Origin of the sequence: Rhizobium sp. R634, from assembly GCF_002211305.1 — a bacterium.
Taxonomy (GTDB): domain Bacteria; phylum Pseudomonadota; class Alphaproteobacteria; order Rhizobiales; family Rhizobiaceae; genus Rhizobium.
Window position 1 is genome coordinate 699,239 of sequence record NZ_LOKW01000001.1, and the last position, 19,323, is coordinate 718,561.

At 56.9% G+C, this 19,323-nt stretch carries 10 protein-coding genes and 1 pseudogene; 1 reads left to right on the top strand and 10 read right to left on the bottom strand.

Annotated elements, in window-relative coordinates; translation table 11 throughout:
• Positions 1 to 3: 3 nt before the first annotated feature.
• Positions 4 to 624, top strand: coding sequence for a prepilin-type N-terminal cleavage/methylation domain-containing protein (locus ATY77_RS03130; RefSeq protein ID WP_088686027.1), 621 nt, complete (start codon positions 4 to 6; stop codon positions 622 to 624).
• Between the two features lies 1 nt (position 625).
• Here ATY77_RS03130 and gspG read toward each other — a convergent pair whose 3' ends face one another.
• From gspG to ATY77_RS03175, 10 genes and pseudogenes are all read right to left on the bottom strand, one after another.
• A complete protein-coding gene (gspG, locus tag ATY77_RS03135; RefSeq protein WP_245314274.1) occupies positions 626 to 1,081 on the bottom strand; it encodes a type II secretion system major pseudopilin GspG in 456 nt (151 codons plus the stop codon).
• On the bottom strand, positions 1,082 to 1,549 hold the full coding sequence (locus ATY77_RS03140) for an A24 family peptidase (protein WP_088686029.1): 468 nt from the start codon (positions 1,547 to 1,549) through the stop codon (positions 1,082 to 1,084).
• A 3-nt stretch (positions 1,550 to 1,552) separates the two neighbouring features.
• Positions 1,553 to 3,697 (bottom strand): type II secretion system secretin GspD, encoded by a 2,145-nt coding sequence (gene gspD / locus ATY77_RS03145; protein WP_088686030.1) that lies wholly within the window; start codon positions 3,695 to 3,697, stop codon positions 1,553 to 1,555.
• Positions 3,698 to 4,154: 457 nt separating this feature from the next.
• The gene (locus ATY77_RS32330; protein ID WP_141103898.1) at positions 4,155 to 4,448 is read right to left on the bottom strand and encodes a hypothetical protein; all 294 of its coding nucleotides are present in this window, start codon (positions 4,446 to 4,448) and stop codon (positions 4,155 to 4,157) included.
• A gap of 13 nt (positions 4,449 to 4,461) precedes the next feature.
• A complete protein-coding gene (locus tag ATY77_RS32335) occupies positions 4,462 to 5,139 on the bottom strand; it encodes a hypothetical protein (protein ID WP_141103899.1) in 678 nt (225 codons plus the stop codon).
• A 144-nt stretch (positions 5,140 to 5,283) separates the two neighbouring features.
• Positions 5,284 to 6,228, bottom strand: a complete 945-nt coding sequence (locus ATY77_RS03150; RefSeq protein ID WP_088686031.1) for a transglutaminase family protein — start codon at positions 6,226 to 6,228, stop codon at positions 5,284 to 5,286.
• Positions 6,225 to 11,690 carry an RHS repeat-associated core domain-containing protein gene (locus ATY77_RS03155; RefSeq protein WP_088686032.1) on the bottom strand — a complete coding sequence of 1,822 codons (5,466 nt, stop codon included), beginning with the start codon at positions 11,688 to 11,690 and terminating at the stop codon, positions 6,225 to 6,227. The genes ATY77_RS03150 and ATY77_RS03155 overlap by 4 nt, the downstream gene beginning before the upstream one ends.
• Positions 11,691 to 11,914: 224 nt before the next feature.
• Positions 11,915 to 12,109 (bottom strand): annotated as a pseudogene (locus ATY77_RS03160) (transposase); the annotation flags it as partial.
• A gap of 527 nt (positions 12,110 to 12,636) precedes the next feature.
• Complete coding sequence (locus ATY77_RS03170; RefSeq protein WP_088686033.1) at positions 12,637 to 13,176, bottom strand: hypothetical protein; 540 nt, start codon at positions 13,174 to 13,176, stop codon at positions 12,637 to 12,639.
• Positions 13,177 to 13,212: 36 nt separating this feature from the next.
• Positions 13,213 to 19,296, bottom strand: a complete 6,084-nt coding sequence (locus tag ATY77_RS03175) for an RHS repeat-associated core domain-containing protein (RefSeq protein WP_088686034.1) — start codon at positions 19,294 to 19,296, stop codon at positions 13,213 to 13,215.
• Positions 19,297 to 19,323 lie beyond the last annotated feature (27 nt).

Genomic DNA, 19,323 nt, shown 5'->3' on the forward strand with positions numbered 1-19,323 from the left:
TCGATGCACCAAGTCTCGGAGCAAAGCGAGGACGGGTTCACCCTTGTCGAGATGCTGGTTACGCTCGCGCTGCTTGCCGCGCTGAGTGCGATTTTGCTCGGCGCCGTGGCGCAATTCCGGCCACTGCGAAATCTGACGCAAGGTGCGGATGGCCAAATGGAATTGACCACGGCAGCGGCCTTTCTGGAAACAGTCGTTACCGATGCCCGTAGTGTTTATCTCATCGACGCTCACTCGCAGAAAAGGCTCGTCTTCGAGGGAACGGAACATTCCCTCCATTTTCCGGCGGTGTTGAGAGTCGGAAGCGACCAGATTGCCCTGCGCGACATCTCGATCGAGCGGTCGGAGGCCAATGGACTAATCTCCATCCTTCTGCGAAACACCCCGCGCCGCCTTACGACGGCGCCGGCAACGGAGGTGTTTACCGTAATCGAGGATATTGTTGACGTCGATTTCCAGTACCTCGAGGGAACGGACCCAACCGGCTCCCAACCCCCGCGATGGTTATCCCAGTGGAACGACCCCGAGCGATTGCCCTACGCCGTCAAAATAACCGTCAAGGCGAAGCGCGGCCTGGCAAATCTTACCGCCAGCAGAAAAGCGCTCCTGCATCCCAACAGGTAGGCTACTCGTTGTGAAGGTCGGCATCCTGGCCATCGCCGCCGGCCTTGCGATCTCGCCCGAGCGAAATCACCTGGTACGGCTTTTCCTCTGCCGGACTCTTATATTGGTAAGCGGTGCCCCAGGCATCGAGGAAGGTCCCTGACTTCTTGAGATATGGTCCGTTCCAGGCACTTCCATCTGTCGGCGCCTGAGAAAGCGCTTCAAGGCCCTCTTCGGTCGAAGGATAATGCCCGACGTCGATGTAGTATAGTTCAAGTGCATTCTCGATATTCTTGATCTGAGCTTTGGTCGTATCGACCTTTGCAGATCCGAGGTATTTCAACACCTGCGGCGCGACCAGCGCGGCGATCAGACCGATAATGGCGAGTACGACCAACAGTTCGACGAGGGTGAAACCTTCGGTCGCCTGAACGCGCGCACGCGTGCGATCCTCATTGCGCAACATATGTCTATCCATTTATCCAATCGCCTGACTGTAGAAGGTGTTAAAGTTCCAGGTTGCAAACAATGCAGTTGCCAGGAATGGGCCGAAGGGAACCCGAAGGGACGCTATGCCCGCGGAGCGTTTAGCGACGAAGCAGAAGTAGAGCAAGGCGAGAGCTGAAGCAGTGAACAGGAATGCAGGGAAGATCAGGGGATCGAGCCATATCGCGGCCGCACCTGCGAATTTCACATCACCCAGCCCGAGGCCGACGACGCCGCGCAGGCGCCAATGAACATATCTCAGTCCCCAGAACAACAACAGGACAAGGACACCGAAGAGCGATGCCGCCACTGCTGTCGGATATCCAAACTGCAGTTTAAAGACGATCCCCGTCACGGCAACGATCGCATTCAACCCATTGGGGATCACCAGTCGTTGGAAATCGATGTAGCCGATTGCAAGCGTGCAGATGGCAAGGATAAGGCCGAACGAAATGAGCATTGGTCAATACGCCAACCGCTTGAGATCCTGTTGAACCGCATTTTTTCCGCCGCGCCTTTTCTGAATGTCCGATCGGAAATCCAGTTGTTTGCGGAACTCGTCGGTTACGTCACGCGCCTCGTTCACGTCGCGGACGATTCGTGGCTTGATGAAAATCAGCAGCTCTGTTTTCTTGATGGAATCCGTCTTATTCTTGAACGCATTGCCGAGTATCGGAATGTCGCCGAGAAGCGGCACTTGGCTGCGGGTCACGCTATTTTTCTGCTGGATAAGGCCACCGAGAGCCAGGCTCTCATTGTCGTTTACGACGACGCGTGTCGAAACCTTACGCTGTTGAATTGTGGGCGAGTCGATGCCTGACGAAGTCGTCTTGACGACATCGCTGACCTCCTGCTGGATGTCGAGCATCACCCGCCCGGAACTGTTCACCCGCGGGATGACTGACAGGATGATGCCAGTGTCCTTCAGCTCGATGGAATTGATGACCGGCGAGTCTCCGTTCACGCTGGCGGCTTGCTGCGTCACGATCGGAACCTGGTCGCCGACTTGCAATGTCGCCTTTTGATTGTTCAACGCCATCAGCGTCGGCGCTGAGACAACATTCACATCCGTGATGCTGGAAAGCGCATTCAACGTGACGCGGATATCGTTGGTCGCATAGCTCCAGCCGAAACCGGGAAACGCCATGCCGGTACCGCCGCTGGCGAGATCCGAGAATGAAACGCCGAAATTGCCGTTCTCGAAAAACCAGCGAAGGCCGAATTTCAGTTCATTATTCAATGTAACTTCAGCGATCACAGCTTCGAGCAGAACCTGCGTCGGGACAACATCCAGCTGGCGCAGAAGTTGCTGGATATGCTCATATTCGCGCGCCGTCGTCGAAATCAGCAGCGCGTTGTTTTCAACATCTGCAACGATCGATGTTTTGACCTTGGCAGGCTCCGCACTATAACCCGCGAGCTCGGCCGTCGGCTCTGTTTGACGAGCCTCGGGCGTCTGTGACTGATCGTTGTTGGTCGAAAGATTCGCTTGTTCAAGATTGGGAGCGACTGCGTTGTTGGGCAACTGACCACCCGCGTCGGAGGACGACTGTCCGTTGACAACGGCCTGCAAGACCTTGGCCAGTTCTTTTGCTGGCCGGTTCTGAATGTCGTAAACGAAGAGCTGCTCTTCATTCGTGCTTGCAAGCCGATCAAGCTTCTGGATCCAACCCGCAGCGCGCTGTAAATAGGCCGGGCGCGAAGTGATCACCAGCACCGAATTCAGGCGCTCGTTCGGAATGAAGCGGATGATCTTGCCGCCGCCGCTGTCGTTTGCGAAAATCGTATCGAGTTCCTTGGCGACGGCAGATGGCTGTGAGGCCTTCAACGGATGGAGAGCTACGGACATACCTTCCATCCAATCGACGTCGAAAACGCCGATCGCTTCCCTCATGGCGGAAAGGTCACTATTGGTCCCGGCAAGCATGAGCAGATTGCGTGTGACATCCACTCGGAGGATCGAGCCCTGCCTGCTGATCGGCTCGAGGATTCCCTTCATCTCCTCAGCCGAGACATATTTCAGCTCGACCACCTGAACCTTGATACCCGGGCCTTTTGGGGACACCGACGGCACGCTAACCTGCGGCGTCGAGGAGAATGCCTCGGATGAAGGAACGACTTGGTAGCTGTCATTGCGCTTCACGACGACCGCACCGTTGACCGATAACGCCGCCTCGAAAATATCGAGAAGGGCCTCGCGTGAAACCGGACTCGTCGTCTGCAAGGTGACGGTGCCGGAGACGCGCGGATCGACGACATAATTCAGGCCGAGTGTATCTCCCAGCACGCTCTTTGCAGCAGCGGCAATGGAAGCTCCGACGAGATTGAGACTGTAGCCATCCCCGCCCTTGGACAGTTGGCCAACGGACACCGGCGGAGCACCATAAGAGACGAACTGTCCGCTTCCCGGATGCATGGCACCACTGAAGGTCTGATCCGGTTGCGACCCGCCAATTGCACGGGAAGAAAAACGAGTGGTCGGGAGAGGTTTTCCGGTGGAATCAAGCTCGTTTAACTTTACCGCCAGTACGTCTTCGACAGAAGCCGTGGAGCTACAGGCGGCAAGCAACAGCAAGCCGAGCATACAAACAGGCACCACAGATTTCATGAAAAGGACTCACGCGCTTCTAATGAAACGACAATAAGCTCGAGACGATCGGCCTGCATCCGACAATGCAAAAAACCGTACCAATTTCCACAATTTTTAGTCGATATTTCCGCTAATATACAAGATAATTTGACGCCGGGAGAATTTGCGGAAATACCAGAGGACAACGCCATCTTTCCTGCCGTATCGCGCGGCGTTCTCGCCGCGTTTGTGAAAATTCAATATTATCGAATATAAAACTGTGCTCTCCTGGGTAATCTACCCTAATCTGACGGAAATCCTTGCCTTCGCTGGTCCAACGTTTAGGGGCGGTTCAAAAACGCCGGGGCTCTAGTTGCCGCTGGATGAAAGTTCGGTGGCACGTCAGTAGCCATCCCCAGCATCTGTGGATTCACAGTTCGGCAACTAGCAGACGATGATGAAATTTGACACCACTAAACGTAATAAGCTGGAAATACTAAAGGACATTGATAGTAGCCGACAACTTCAACCCTTCATACATTTCAAAAGAAACGCCGCTTTGCAACCGCTGAAGCGGAGCGTCCTGGGCTAAAAAATGTGCCGTTCCGCGGCAATTTTTTGGTGAACTTGCATCAAGTTCCTCAAATTCCAGAACGACACTCCAGGCATCATCCGGCCAAGTTCTGATATCCTCAGGGAATTTTGCCGGTGCAACATATCGCCCCGGTGCCTGAACCCGAGGTATCTTCCAATCGGCCCAACAAATTTCCACGTTGACAATTTTGTCCATACCAACTCGTTGCTCACCAATGTATGTTCACGCCATCAAGTTGATCTATATCTGCGTAACGCGCCGGACCAATACCGTCTAAGCGCTCAACACGGAAAAATTTATCGGCTTGCGCGGTTGGCAGTTCAGCACGCACTATCGTCGAGTTGCCAGGTCCATTCATAGTATCACCCCACTTTACGGCATCGTTGGCACTTTCAGCAAACCACTTTCCTTCCAGCGAATTTTTTCCTGCAGAAAATTTTCCGGTCGCTTGAATGCCACTTAGTTCTTCTTTGCTCACAGCTCGGTATAACGTAGTTGTACCTTTGCTTAACGTCGTTTCCGACGTCGCAAGCGGTGCCGTTCCTCCTAAGATGGTTGCTCCTGCTCCTAATGCGTTACGTGCTTCGGGACCTAGACCAAATTTCTGCGAAGAAACCCCGATTCTGGATGAATATTCGTCGCTGTATCTCTGAAACGTTTTGTCGCTTCCAAAGACCTCCCTGCGAACCCACGACAGAAAATCACTTCCGTTTTTAATGCTGTCAGCTTGTTTTTGATATTTTTCTGCTTGTCCCTTGTTGTAAGAATCCCAATCAGACTGGCTTTTACAACTCCAGCAGTGTCCATTTGCGTCACTCTTATTAACAGGGTCATTTTCGGAATATGCATACCGATTTGTCCCCACGCCTTTGATCGTCGGGTCCATTGTATCGGGCGAGACAAACCGAGCATTAGCGGCCGGCCCGAATGAGACGGTGACCATACTACAAACCAGAAGCAGACTTAGAATGCGGCCTAGAATAGGCTTTAGAAAAAATCTCATGAATAAGCCCCCGCTTAAATCTATTCTTTATTGAATCTGCCCGTCTTCCGGCCGCCAGCCGAGTTCCTCGGCTTTGGTAAAGGCCTCCCCATTCAGCCGATACCATTCGTCTGCCTTGATCTTGAGGTTCGGCGGAATATCCTCCATCCGGGTGTATTTGCCCGCCAGTTCGCGCTGCAGCAGTCCCCCATAGGCATTGCCGAGCTTGGCAAGCAGATAGGCGAATTTTGGGTAATGCCTGAGCAGCACATTGGAGATCGCAACGGCACCTTCGAAATCGCCCTCCCCCAGCTTGTGCTCTACCAAGGAGGAAGCGATCAGCGCTACGGCCTCGTCATGCGATAGAGATTGGAGATAAACGCCATTCGTTACGGCTTCGTCCGACATCGGCAGTTTCTGCCGATACCAGACATCACGGGTAAAGCCGCCGCCACTGGTCGCTTCGAGATTCCAAATCTTGCCATCGTCGTCGGTGTATTTGATGAACACATGCAGAGGCGCTTGCGCCAACGTCATATTCAGGCCGAGCCGTTTGCCAATAAACAGCATCAGCATCGGCATCGTTATGCAGTTGCCGCGCCGGGTTTTGAGATAGTTTGATAACCTGCGGTTTGTCGGGTTTATGCCGAGTGGGTCGGTCTGATCATAGCTGAAAGCAGATCCTCCGTTCCACTCTCCAGGCTCGTAGAGATAGCGGCGCAAGGCTATGAGTGTCTCCGAGCTGCTGGCGTTTTCGGGCAACATGGCCTTCACGTCGGCGGCCATGCGATCGATTTCGGCAATGCCTGCCTCGATGCTGACGGAGGCATCGATCATATGATCGACGGAGAACTTCACATCTGCGAGGTCGCGTTCGGGAGTGAACAATGCCTCGACAGCTGCAGTAGGCGGATCGAGCGGGTTCGCCCGCGCTGCTAGTCCGCATATACTCAGCGTAGCGACTGCAATAAAGGCGATACCAAGCCTTTTCATGGTACCGATCCTTCCGCCGAGCTGTCGTTGTCCCTCGGAATAAACCGCCCGAAGGCCGGATCGTAGTACCTTGCATTGAGATACATCAGCCCGGTCTCGGGATCGAAGCGTTCGCCGATATAGCTCTTCTTCGTCTGGAAGCTGGTGTTGGTGGCTTCGCCATAGGCGGCATAGCCGGTCTGCTCAACGCGGTAGCCACTTTCGTTCGTCACCTGCCGCACCGAGGCCAGATGATCGCGGTGCAGGAAGGACTTGTCCTGTGTGGTGCTGCCATCGGTGACGACGATCCTGGCGTCGGGATGCGGATAGAGCGTGTAGATATCCGTGCCCGGCGTCGTCCGGTCGATCTCGACATTGGCGTCGGGATAGAGAATGGTGCCGAAGGCCCAGCTCTTCTTCACCCGCGCTCCGTCCGGACCGTAAGACAGCGTCACCGCGGCGCCGTTCTGCGTCACCGTCGACAATCGGTTGGCGCCGTCCCAGGTCAGCGTCCGGGTCCCGTCCGAGACCATGTTGCCGTTGGCGTCGTAGCTGATCGTCTTGGCCCCGATCTGCGTTGCCGCATGCGGACGGATCGCCGCCGGGTTCGGATAGGTATAGGCGCCGATCCTCGTGCGCGACAGCAGGTTGCCGTTCGGCGAATAGCTGAAGGTCTCGTCGAGCGTGTTGTCGCCGCCATTGTCGGCGCCGGTCAGACGGGAGAGATCGTCATAGCTGTAGGTCCAGTTGTCGTTGGCCGTCAGCCCGGTGATCGTCTTGATCCGCCCGAGCCGGTCGCGGCTGTACTGATTGTCCATCAGCACCGTCGTGCCCTTCGCCGTCGTCACCCGGTCCAGCCAGCGCCGCGTCGGCGAATAGCTGAAGCTCGTCGTCACGCCATTGATGTAATTGATCGACGTCGTCTGGCCGTCGGCCTCGTAGCTCGTCGAATCGATCAGCCCGGGGATCCTGGAAAGCAGATCGGCATCGTTATAGAGCCAGGGCAAGGTCCGTTTGCCGACGACGACGTTGGCAGGTTGATAACCGATCGCCGTGGTCTTGCCGGTCGGCCCATGCTCGACCGTGGTCGAATTCGCCACACCGTCGATGACGGCGCGGGTGATGACCTTGTCGCCGGCGCCGTTATAGAAGCGGCTGTAGGTCACCGTCGCATTGGCATTTTCGGCCTTGGTCAGCATGCCGACATTGTGCGACTCGCCGGTGGCGGCGGGCTCGTCATAGGTATTTTGGGCGAGCAGCGTCGGCACCGTCGCACCCGGTTCGGTCACCTCCTTGCGGGTCACCCGGCCCATCTGGTCGTAGGCCATCGCCGTCACCGCGCCGCGGGCATCCGTCTGGCGGATCAGCCGGCTGGCATCGTCATACTCATAGGACCAGTTGCCCAGATCCGGATCGCTTGCCGTCAACCGGTTGCCGAGCAGGTCGTAGCTGTAGGTCCATTGCGCGCCTTGCCAATCGTCCATTACATAGGTCAAGCGACGTAGCGGATCATAACCTCGGAACTCATTCTTATAACTAGCACCGGCCACCATTGGCTGGACGTTGAGTATATCTCCGTCTGTTGTGTAATAAGTGCGTGACTGAAGCGATTGTTCATCCGTAACGAGAACATACTCCCGCGCAACATTGATCGTATAACCGATCTTTGCCAAGTAGGCATAATACTGATAGGTTCTCTGCGAGTTGTCGGGGTTGACCTGCTTGACGACCCGATCCTGCCAATCATAGCTTCTGATTGCCCACTGCGCGGTCTCATCTGAGAAGCGCGGGAAAGCGGTAGCATAGGCATTGCCCCGTCGATCGTAGCTTGTGTCGGTGATCCGGGTCGGACCGGTGGCAGAGGCACCGGGCGTCTCCACCCGCCAGGGCCGGCCGAGACCGTCATAATAGGTGCGGCTGAACACCTCGCCCGTGCCGTTGGTCCGCGGCGAAGTGGTCACCACCGCCTGCAGCGTCGGGCTGCCCTCGTTCTCGTAGCGGGTGTTGATATAATTGCCCGATCCGGCATTCGCATAACCATAGGGCCGGCAATAGGCGTCATAGGTATAGGTCTCGACGATGCCGTTCCAGTCGGTCTTCGTGGCCGGCAGGCCGCAGACCAGATCGTAGGTCGTCGAGCTGATGAAGCGGCTGTCTCCGACCAAGGTGCCATTGGCAAAATAACGGGGGCTGCGTTCCGCCACCGGATAGAGATGATAGCTGGGGTCGTAGTCCCATTCGGTGCGGTTGCCGAGCGCATCGGTCTCGGAGATCCGGTTGCCATAGGCGTCGTAGCCATAGCTGGTCGCCGACACTCTCGGCGTGCTGCCGACGCTCATATAGGCAAGCTTCTGCGTCAGATTACCCTTGACCGGCGGTGTCGCCATCGCCGTGGCGCCGTCATAGAGATACTCCTCCTTGCTGCCGACGGGTGAGGCCGCATCCAGGCCGAAGCGCACCGTCTTCGAGGTCGGCAGCGAGACGATATAGGCGGACGTGTTCGGCGCGAAGGTGAACGTCGTCTTACGCTCATCGCCGGTGGCATCCGTTCGTCCATAATCCCAGATATCCGTCACATTGCCATAAGCGTCGAAACTGTGCTCTGTTCGAAGGTTCACGGTCAACTTTTCAGTTAACCCCGGCTTTTCCGGCGCTGTTAAGGCTGTCGTCGTCGCGGTGTTTCTGACCCAATAAGGCTTTGATGTCGCGTTGACGACGTAGCTTTCGGTGACCTTCTTGGAGTTCCCACTAATAGGATCAGTTGCCAGCATCTCGTCCAGCAGGCCATAGCTCGCAACATCCGGCCGATAATATATGGTGACCTTGGGAGGAGCCGCCTCCCCGGAAGCTTGAGGCAGGGTCTTGACCACCGAGCGGAATGTATAGAATCTGCGAAGACTGAAATTATAAATAGCACCCGAGAATGCGTAGTCAGTATTGCTTACATTTCCCTTTCCGTCATTGACGCTTATTCTGCTGACCGTGTGCAGCAGTGGCATATAGCCGCCGGGCAGCGCCGATGATGGCTTATATTCGACCGAAACCGAAGCTCCGGCCTCAAGAATCATGCTGCGGAGAAGGTTCGGGTTGCCAGCTCCGGGATTCGAGAGAAGCAGGCCGGTGCGGGAGTTCATGAAGTCCGGCAAGCCGTCTCCATTGAAATCGCCAGAGACATTGGAAGCAACGGCTGAAAACGGAGATTGAACCAACCGAGTGCCTGTCGCCTCAAACCAGACTCCGTAGGCATTGGTTGTCTTATAGGGGCTGCTCTGGGTCGCGCCCACCGAAATCAGAATGTCGGTCATACCGTCATTGTCAAAATCGCGCAGCAATGGCGGACCTGAAAAAGACGCATTCTGTATAAACGGTTCGTAATCGCGTCCCGTCCATAGCCAGATCGATAGACCGCTGTACTTCCCATTCGAGAAGGATGTGTTCTGCACAAGGTCTGTGAGCCCATCACCGTTGACGTCGGCGAGAGCACAAACCCTGTCGCGGCAGTCGATCGAGGCGATCCGATATGTGTTCCAGATACCGCCGCCATAGGTCCAGACGGCTGTGGCTGTGGTCGTGGGTCTTGCTCCGCCGACGACGAGGCCCTGACGGCCGTTTCCGAGGAGATCGGCGGCTCCCACCACATACCCTTTGTTGTTGGCAAAGTCTGATGCAGGGATGCGAAAAAGCTGATCGACGCCATCTCCATCGGGATCAGCTACAATCGATTGGCTCTGAGAAAACGGATCGGTGGACGCATTGGAAGCGGAAGGGAGTGACGCGCACATCGCTACGTAGTCCGGAAAGTTCGGGGATCCGCAGCGTCCGTCAGATATAGATTGGTCCCAGGCCGTTCCAACCACGCCGATCAGCGCCTGATAGCCTGATCCATTTTGGGTGATCGAACTATAAGGTATGTCTTTCACACTTGCGAAATATCTGCCCGGATAAGCAAGGAGATGAACGGCATCGCCAGAAATTGGCCGAGAGACACTTCGTGGATAGACCGCACGCCCGTCCGTGCCGAAGGAATTTACCGTCATTCCCCAGGAACTATTTGCTTTCGTCGTACGGCTTACAAGTAGCTCATCCCTGGCGTCGAGATTCGTATCTGCTGTGCTGTACACCTCGGCATCCCCAGAGGATAAAGCCGGCGCAGAAAACAAGCCTGGCGCGCTCGAGTAGCTATAGCTCAGATCATCATAGGCCATCTTGCGGATAGGCTTATGAGTTGGCCCCGAAACCGTGCCATCGGAAGCGATGACGGCGTCGCTGCCGTAACGCTCGACCTGGGTCAGCCGAGACTTGTTAGAGAATGGCGCCTGATCGTATGCAAGGCCATAGGCTGCCTGCAACCGGCCATTGACCTCGACGGCAATCGTCTTGATCCGGTTTTTGGTATAGGAGAACCGATAACCATTAGCCATGATGATCTGGTCAGGCCGAGCTTCGTAACGGAACCTGACAGTGGCATTGCCGTATGAAAGCGTGCCGGGGTAGCAGACAAACAGGTCGGGGCACGTGTAAGCATATGCGACAGTGTTGCCGTTCGTGTCACTGACGGAGGCCAGCAACCAGCGAGAACGATAAACATCAAGCAGCGGGCCGGGATCTGGGTTTAAGTTTGCCACCGCGGCCAACGACTTGAATGTCAGCCTTGTTCCATCGGGATTTGTGATGACCCATTCGCTGGCGGAAGAACTGAAAGCGATGCGGCGATTACTTTCAACCTCAGTGGCATGCGTGCCGCCGGTCGAGCACGAGGGGGAGACAGTATTCGTTCCGCAGGGGACGAGTTCCTCGCCGTTTAGCAGGTAAACATCACTCGAGTTGAATGCCGGCAGGCCATATCCAGTGCTGGCACGTTCAATCACGTCGAAGCCTTTGAGCCCCCAGCCGTAACCCAGCCAGCCCTGATAGAGCCCGCCGAGCTTCGTCTTGCGCGATGAGACATACTGAAGCTCGATGTCCGGCTGTATGCCATGAAAGGCCGGGATTTCGATGCCGATTTCCTCGTTGAAGGTGCCGGAGCCGGAAACCTCCGGTATCGGCGTCGTTGAACTTGTCGACGTGCCGACAGGTGGCGCATCCGGATCGACCGCTGCCGCTGCGACCATAGCCGCCGCCGTCGTTGCCAAGGAGGTCGCATTCTTCGCTTTCGAAGTCTGGTTTTTGGCAGCATCCTCGGAGGCATCATCAGTCGGCGCGGCGCCAGAAACGCTAGTCTTGCCAAGTGCGGTACGGTCGACCGTCTTGTCGGGTTCGGAAGAAGGTGCTGAGACATCGACGGTGGGATCAGACGCTGCCGGAACATTCTCGGTTGGACTGCCAAGCCCTGAACTTCCGTTACCGAGACCGCCGACGCCTGCCTTGCCGGCATCGGCTGCAAAGGCAACTCCGACAAGGCTTTGACTTACCCCTGCAGCAACCAACAAAACAAACGAAAGGGCTGCAGCGGAAGCTGCAGCATGCAATCCAAGTTTACGCATGAGTCCCCTCAGAATCAAACGTGATAAAATTTCGGCATGTTAAAGTCGTAAATTCTTTGCTTTGCAAGTCGCACTAACAAAAAAGCAGGTTAAGTCCAATTTCTGGGTTGGAATATATGTTGCGGCTTTATGATCGGCGAAAGAAGGGCGGCAGCCTCGCAAGTCCAGCTACAGTGAGCCGGTGACTCACAGCTAAAAAATGGCCGCTTTAATGGGGTAGAACTTCAGGCGCAATAGAGGAATGCCCGGTAATGGAATTTCGAACGCTCGATCAAGAGATCGTCCATGTTGATGTAGCGGTTGGCCTCCATCCAGTTCTCGTAGGTTTCAACAGTGACTGCCCTGACCAGTCGCAGACAGCTTTCTGCGTTGGGGAAGATACGCACGACGTAGGTGCGGCGGCGGATCTCCTCGTTGATCGTCGGAGGCGGCGATATCACGTCTAGAGCTGTCCGAACCCGTTGATATCTCCCGGTTAATGTGGGCGCTCCCGGCTGCAAGAACGTCACATCCGCCAGTTCCAGGACAGTCACGCATATATCATCCCAGCGCGGTAGAATTTCGGTTAGTTTTGGACGGTCCTTCGCCGGCGCACCTGGACCGAAGCGCTCTGCCTGTCCCAACGCCACCAACGCATCACACCCTGACTGATAAGCTGTCATGCTGTCGGACTATCTCAGCGGTGATCTACTGGCCACCGGCAGATTATCCCTCACGAATTCGATGACAGCACTCGGCCAATCGTCGTTCGCACTCATTCGGCACCGGTGGCAAGGTTGGCGCCCTTGGAGCCGAAGGTGACATTCGCAACCATTGCCCTTCAGCCCGCCGTCGGCGCCGATATCGGGAACACTCGTAGGGTCAGAAGCTCGGATCAAAGATATGTAGTCATCGAGCCCCTCACGGTGTCATACCCTATATGTTTCAGGACCTGAAGCGACGTTGGCTACTTCTTCCGCCAAGAGTCGATTTCTTTAGCGAGCTGCGGGTCGTGTCGCAGTTCCTCGACCGCATTTTGGCTGATAACGGCTTTGGAGCGCCTTAATGGCCCAATCAACAAGAGGCGACTTTCTCCATTGGCGGGGTCTTTTGCCAATTCAATAAGCTCGGGGAGCCTCTCTTCAGTTACTGATCCGGAAAGCGCGCATGCTAACGCCTCCTTAAAACCAAGCACAAATTCCGTGTCATCACCGGGAAAAACAGGGCCTTTTCCCTGTTTTGCGTCGATGTAGCGCTGAACGAGGAAATCCCAATATTCGCTGGCCGCGGGAACCGCTAGAGCTCTTGCAATCCCGCTCAGGGTTCGATCAGAATAAGGCAAACGCAAATGCTTCATCAAGATCGGCACCAGGTTCGGATATCCACTATTGCTGTTAACAAGGTCCCAAATAGAGGTAATGTTCGCGCCTGCCCCGCGCAGTTCGCTGACAATAGGTCTTTCCTCTTCAAGCAAGCGAGCGTCGCGAATGGCCCAAATATCGCTCATTCTATCCTCCTAATTCTAATAGCACGCCCCCTAAGATCACCGCTCTATATCCCTGCGATTTATCAAGCCGTCGTCAATTGCCCTTTGGAGAGGGCTTGATCTTTGGGTCGTCGGCCGGTCGAACAAGTCGAAACGCAACCCTCGAGATCTGGCGATGTCGATGTAATCTCGCAGTTGCTGGGTGAGACTCAGTCTTCCCACGTTTTTCACCTCTGAAAGACTTGATCGGGTGATCCCATCGGGAATTCGAACCCTTCCATTCACAATGATTTTCTGTTTAGCGCCAATATCGACCTTGGCGCGGACAGCTGCTTCCCCGTCTCGCCCTACTTGACCTACGGATTTTCCGGTTCCCCCCAAGGGACCGCCCGTACCAATGCCTTTGATATCGACGCCATGCATTTCTCTGTGGAAGAAGCCCGCTGTTGGACCCAGAATATGCTTTTCCAACTGCTCGTCCATCAGACGTCGCTGGAATTCAAAATTTCCGATTTCCCCTTCTTCTTCCACGTCGGGCTCATCACCGAAAACACCGCCTGCAAAGGCTCGGCTGCCGGCGGTTGTTCCGCTGCTCAGACTGACGTTAGTTGCCGCTTTCAACCCGGTCACAGAGCCGGACGACCGTCCATTGATTGGATCGGTACTACGCTGTCCCCAACTATCTGAGTAGTTGATGGAATGCCCGTTCGGGTCGCTCTTATTGATCGGATCGTTTTCGGAGTAGCTGTAGCGGTTGGTGCCGACGCCTTCCTTGGTCGGGTCCCAGTCATCCGGCGAGATGAACCGCCCGAAGGCCGGATCGTAGTACCTTGCATTGAGATACATCAGCCCGGTCTCTGGATCGAAGCGTTCGCCGATATAGCCTTTCTTGGTCTGCATGGTGCTGTTGGTGGCTTCGCCGTAGGCGGCATAGCCGGTCTGCTCGACACGATAGCCGCTTTCGTTCGTCACCTGCCGCACCGAAGCCAGATGATCGCGGTGCAGGAAGAACTTGTCCTGTACCGTGCTGCCTGCGGTGACGACGATCTTGGCATCGGGATGCGGATAGAGCGTGTAGATATCCGTGCCCGGCGTCGTCCGGTCGATCTCGACATTGGCATCGGGATAGAGCGTCGTGCCGAAGGCCCAGCTCTTCTTCACCCGGGATCCGTCCGGACCATAGGCGAGCGTCACCGTGGCACCGTTCTGGGTCACCGTCGACAGCCGGTTCGATCCGTCCCAGGCAAGCGTCCGGGTGCCGTCGGAGACCATGTTGCCGTTGGCATCGTAGCTGATCGCCTTGGCGCCGATCTGCGTTGCCGCATGCGGGCGCACCGCCGTTGCCGCCGTCGGATAGGTATAGGCGCCGATCCGGCTGCGCGAGAGAAGATTGCCCGTTGGTGAATAGGTATAGGTCTCGTCGAGGCTGTTGTCGCCGCCATTGTCGGCGCCGGTCAGACGGGAGAGATCGTCATAGCTGTAGGTCCAGTTGTCGTTGGCGGTCAGTCCGGTGATCGTCTTGATCCGGCCGAGCCGGTCGCGGGTATACTGATTGTCCATCAGCACCGTCGTGCCCTTCGCCGTCGTCACCCGGTCCAGCCAGCGCCGCGTCGGCGAATAGCTGAAGCTCGTCTTCACGCCATTGATGTAATTGATCGACGTCGTCTGGCCATCGGCCTCGTAGCTCGTCGAGTCGATTAGCCCGGGGATCCTGGAGAGCAGGTCGGCATCATTGTAGAGCCAGGGCAAGGTCCGCTTGCCGACGACGATGTTGGCAGGCTGATAACTGATCGCCGTGGTCTTGCCGGTCGGTCCATGCTCGACCGTGGTCGAATTCGCCACACCGTCAATGACGGCCCGGGTGATGACCTTGTCGCCGGCGCCGTTATAGAAGCGGGTGTAGGTCACCGTCGCATTGGCATTCTCGGCCTTGGTCAGCATGCCGGCATTGTGCGACGAACCGGTAGCGGCGGGCTCGTCATAGCTGTTCTCAGCCAGCAGTGTCGGCACCGTCGCACCCGCTTCGGTCACCTCCTTGCGGATCACCCGGCCCATCTGGTCATAGGCCATCGTCGTCACCGCGCCGCGGGCATCCGTCTGGCGGATCAGCCGGCCGGCATCGTCATAGTCATAGGTCCAGTTGCCGAGATCCGGATCGCTCGCCGTCAACCGGTTGCCGAGCAGGTCGTAGCTGTAGGTCCATTGCGCCCCCTTGGGATCGCGCACACCCAGCAGACGGCCGAGCGGGTCGTAGCTGCGGTTCTCCGTCACCCAATCCGAGCCGAGTTGCGACTGCAGGGCGATGACATTGCCGTCGGCGTCGGCATAGCTGCGGTGCGGATGATTTTCCTCGTCGGTCATCACAGTCAGCGACACCGGCAGCCTGGTGACATCGGCAACAAGTGCCGACTGCGCCGCATACTGATAGAGCTTCTGGCTGCTGTCCGGATTGACCGTCTTCACCACCCGGTCCTGCCAGTCATAGCTGTTGGTCGTCCATTGTACCGTCTCGGGCTCGTTCTCGGCGGCCTTGAATCGGACAAGCGACGTCTTCTGCACGTTTCCACGGGCATCATAAACCGTGTCGGTGATCCGTGCCGGCCCTGTTGCGGAGGCACCGGGCGTCTCCACCCGCCAGGGCCGCCCGAGCCCGTCATAATAGGTGCGGCTGAACACCTCGCCCGAGCCGTTGGTCCGCGGCGAAGCGGTCACCACCGCCTGCGTCGTCGGGCTGCCCTCGTTCTCGAAACGGGTGTTGAGGTAATTGCCCGATCCCGCATTCAGATAGCCATAGGGCCGGCAATAGGCGTCATAGGTGAAGGTCTCGACGATGCCGTTCCAGTCGGTCTTGGTGGCCGGAAGACCGCAGACCAGATCGTAGGTGGTCGTGCTGACGAAGCGGCTGTCGCCCGTCAAGGCGCCATTGGCGAAGTAGCGCGGGCTGCGTTCCGCCACCGGATAGAGATGATAGCTGGCGTCGTAGTCCCATTCGCTGCGGTTGCCGAGCGCATCGGTCTCGGAGATCCGGTTGCCGTAGGTGTCGTAGCCGTAGCTGGTCGATGACACCCGCGGCGTGCTGCCGACGCTCATAGAGACGAGCTTCTGCGTCAGATTGCCCTTGACCGGCGGTGTCGCCATCGCCGTGGCGCCGTCATAGAGGTATTCCTCATAAGCACCGATCGGTGACGCGGCATCCAGACCGAAGCGCACGCCCTTCGCCGTCGGCAGCGAGACGATGTAAGCGGATGTGTTCGGCGCATAGGTGAACGTCGTCCACTTCTCGTCGCCCAAGGTATTGACATTCTCGGTGCCCGCGGCATCCACCGTGCGCCCGCGATCCTTGATCTCGGTCACATTGCCATAGGCATCGAAACTGCGCTCCGTCCGCAGGTAGGCAGTCGTGCCGCCTTCCGTCAGCTTCGTCGTTGTCGCAATATTGCGAACCTTGTAGGGCTTCGACGCACTGGCTTCGTAGGTTTCGTTAACCTGTTTGGACGCCGTATTCGCACTGTTCCGCAAGATGGTGACTTCTGGCAAACCATAGCGAGCCAAATCTTGATGGTACGCCGTCGCAACGACGGGAGCGGAAGCTTCGCCGGGTACGAGTGTGACGGTGCGATAACCGAGGAATTTTCGAGCTGACGGATTGTAGAGTCCGCCGGAATAAGAATAGCTGGTGACGGCCACGTTTCCGCGTCCATCACTGACGGTCAGCTTCGTCACCGGATGCATGACCATCGGCAGGTAACTGTTCGAAAAGCGGGTGGATGGCGTATAGTCGATCGCAACCGTCCCGCCTGTTTCAAGGGCAACGGAGCGCATCAAGTTCGGATTCCCGGACCCGGCATTTGAGATGATCGTCGCTGTCTCCGACGACACAAAGTCCGGCAGCCCGTCGCCGTTGAAGTCGCCGGACAGACCAGAGCCGCGGAAGGTGGTGCCGTAAGGTTGAAGGCTAACCCCACTTGCGTTCGACCAGACGGAATAGGCGCGCAGGTCGCGGAAGGGCGTAGTAGTGTTTTTGACTGCGGAGCTGACGAGCTCCATCTTGCCGTCATTGTCCATGTCGCGCAGCATCGGAGCGCCTGGGATTGGCAAGTCGGAGGCGACTTGGACGAAACCGCTTCCAGTCGAGATATCGATACTGACGTAGTATTTTACGCCATCAGCACGGATCCGAACGCGATCGGTCGCTCCGTCGCCATCAACGTCGCCATAGACGCTCGATGCAGGGTCAGCTACGCTCTGCCGGCCGTTGCCCCGAAGATCTGCCGGATAGCCCTTCGCGCTGATCACACTGTCAATACCGTCGCCTTCCGGGTCCAGGGCCATTAAAGACTTGGTCTTACCATACGTTTTATCGATAGCGCTGCTGAAGTTGACCGTACCGCCGGTTTTGCTGATGTTCAGACCACTGGTGATGATAACACCGATAGAGCGGGACTTGGTGGTGACGGGACTGCCGCTGTGATCAGTTGTCATCGTGTAGTCTAGCGCGTAGGCAGTGTCTTTGGTGACTTTACCCGCATCGAAGCGTCCGGTGTAGGAAACCGCCAGTGTCGGTAGGGCATCCGTTGTCTGGTTGAATATCTGAACGCTCGACGTTCCCGAAACGCCGCCAGTGGAGGCAAAGTTCGTAGCGTCCCAGTAGAAATATGGCTTATATTTCTTGATCGAGCTGTCATACGTATGGGTCAGCCGCATGCCGAAGATTTCGTCGTATCCATCGGCATTCAGGTCCACGACCTGCTTGTTGTAGAAATACGAGTCTTGGTCATAGGCGGTTTTCGGGAACTGACTGCCTATCGAAGCATAGCTCAGATTAAAATTGTCATAGGCCATCTTCCGAATGATCTTGTGGGTCCCGGCAGTCGGAATTCCCGCGCTGTCGAACGCCACGTCCCTGCCATAGCGCTCGACCCTTGTCAGGCGCGAGGTGTTGGACAATTGCGCTTGGTCGTAGGTCATCAGATAGGCAGAGAGGTTCTGGCCGGACGACTGGACCGCGATCGTCTTTAGCCGGCGCCGCGTATAGGAGAGATTATGGCCATTGCCAGTGATGATGTAGTCGGGGCGGATCTCATAGTTGAATCTGACGAGTGTACTGCCGTAGGAGATGGAAGCGACATAGCAGACCGGCAGGTCAGGGCAGGTGTAACCGTAATTGACGGTGTTACCGCTCGTATCGGTTACGGAGGTCAGCAGGAACCGTCCGAGCAGCTGCAAATTCCCATCAACGCTTCCAGCGACAGGACTTGTGCCGGCAACGACAGCCACTGGGCGGAAGGTCGAGACCGTGCCGTCGCGATTGGTAATCGTCCAAGTCCTGGCAGTGGAGTCATACTTGATGCGGCGATCGCTCTCAACCTCGGTCGCATGAGAGCCCCCGGTAGCGCATGAAACGGAGGTGCTCGGTGAACAGGGGATCAGAGACTCACCGTTCAGCAGATAAAGATCGCTGAGGTCGAAGGCCGGGATGCCGCTCCCGACGCTGCCGCGCTCGATGACCTCGAGCCCATCGAGCCCCCAGCCATAACCGAGCCACCCCTGGTAGCTGCCGCCGATACGGCTCTTGCGGGTAGAGTCGTATCCGAGCGACAGTTTTGGCTCGATGCCGTGGAAGTAGGGGAAATCAATCGGAATCGACTGGGTGAATGAGCCCGATCCGGCGATCTGCGGGAGGGACGCCTTCTCCAGTGCGCTCACCGCTGCCTCGGCGGGGATCGATACGGCGGCTGCAGTGGCCGTGGCACTCAGGCTCTTCGCCTTGAGGGAACTGTCTGTCTTGTTGTCGGCGCCAGTGGAGTCGTCGCTCGCCTCGGCGCCGACCGCGTTTTCGGTCGAAGTAGTCGCGGTCGTGTCGCTGTCGGCAGGCGTCAGACCGCTCTTGCCAAGCGTGGTCCGATCGACGGCCTTGTCCGGTTGAGAGGGAGCAGCTGCAGGATTGGACGTAAGGTCGGACGTCGTCGGATCAGGGGCGGCCGTCCCGCCGAGCCCCGTGCTTCCATTGCCAAAGCCACTTTTGCTGGTATCCGCCGCAACCGCGGTTCCAACAACAGCAGAGTTTATGCCCGGTGCAACAAACAATGCCGACAGAATCGCTACGGCAAAACCTGCAACACCCGAACGAAAGTGACCCATGAATCCCCCAAATGAATCAAGACGTGC

What these genes read in the sequence shown, in the direction of transcription:
- ATY77_RS03130 (WP_088686027.1), top strand. Translation starts at nt 4, where the DNA reads ATGCACCAAGTCTCGGAGCAAAGCGAGGACGGGTTCACCCTTGTCGAG.
- ATY77_RS03175 (WP_088686034.1), bottom strand. Translation starts at nt 19,296, where the DNA reads ATGGGTCACTTTCGTTCGGGTGTTGCAGGTTTTGCCGTAGCGATTCTG.
- ATY77_RS03155 (WP_088686032.1), bottom strand. Translation starts at nt 11,690, where the DNA reads ATGCGTAAACTTGGATTGCATGCTGCAGCTTCCGCTGCAGCCCTTTCG.
- ATY77_RS32335 (WP_141103899.1), bottom strand. Translation starts at nt 5,139, where the DNA reads ATGGACCCGACGATCAAAGGCGTGGGGACAAATCGGTATGCATATTCC.
- ATY77_RS03170 (WP_088686033.1), bottom strand. Translation starts at nt 13,176, where the DNA reads ATGAGCGATATTTGGGCCATTCGCGACGCTCGCTTGCTTGAAGAGGAA.
- gspG (WP_245314274.1), bottom strand. Translation starts at nt 1,081, where the DNA reads ATGGATAGACATATGTTGCGCAATGAGGATCGCACGCGTGCGCGCGTT.
- ATY77_RS32330 (WP_141103898.1), bottom strand. Translation starts at nt 4,448, where the DNA reads ATGGACAAAATTGTCAACGTGGAAATTTGTTGGGCCGATTGGAAGATA.
- ATY77_RS03140 (WP_088686029.1), bottom strand. Translation starts at nt 1,549, where the DNA reads ATGCTCATTTCGTTCGGCCTTATCCTTGCCATCTGCACGCTTGCAATC.
- gspD (WP_088686030.1), bottom strand. Translation starts at nt 3,697, where the DNA reads ATGAAATCTGTGGTGCCTGTTTGTATGCTCGGCTTGCTGTTGCTTGCC.
- ATY77_RS03150 (WP_088686031.1), bottom strand. Translation starts at nt 6,228, where the DNA reads ATGAAAAGGCTTGGTATCGCCTTTATTGCAGTCGCTACGCTGAGTATA.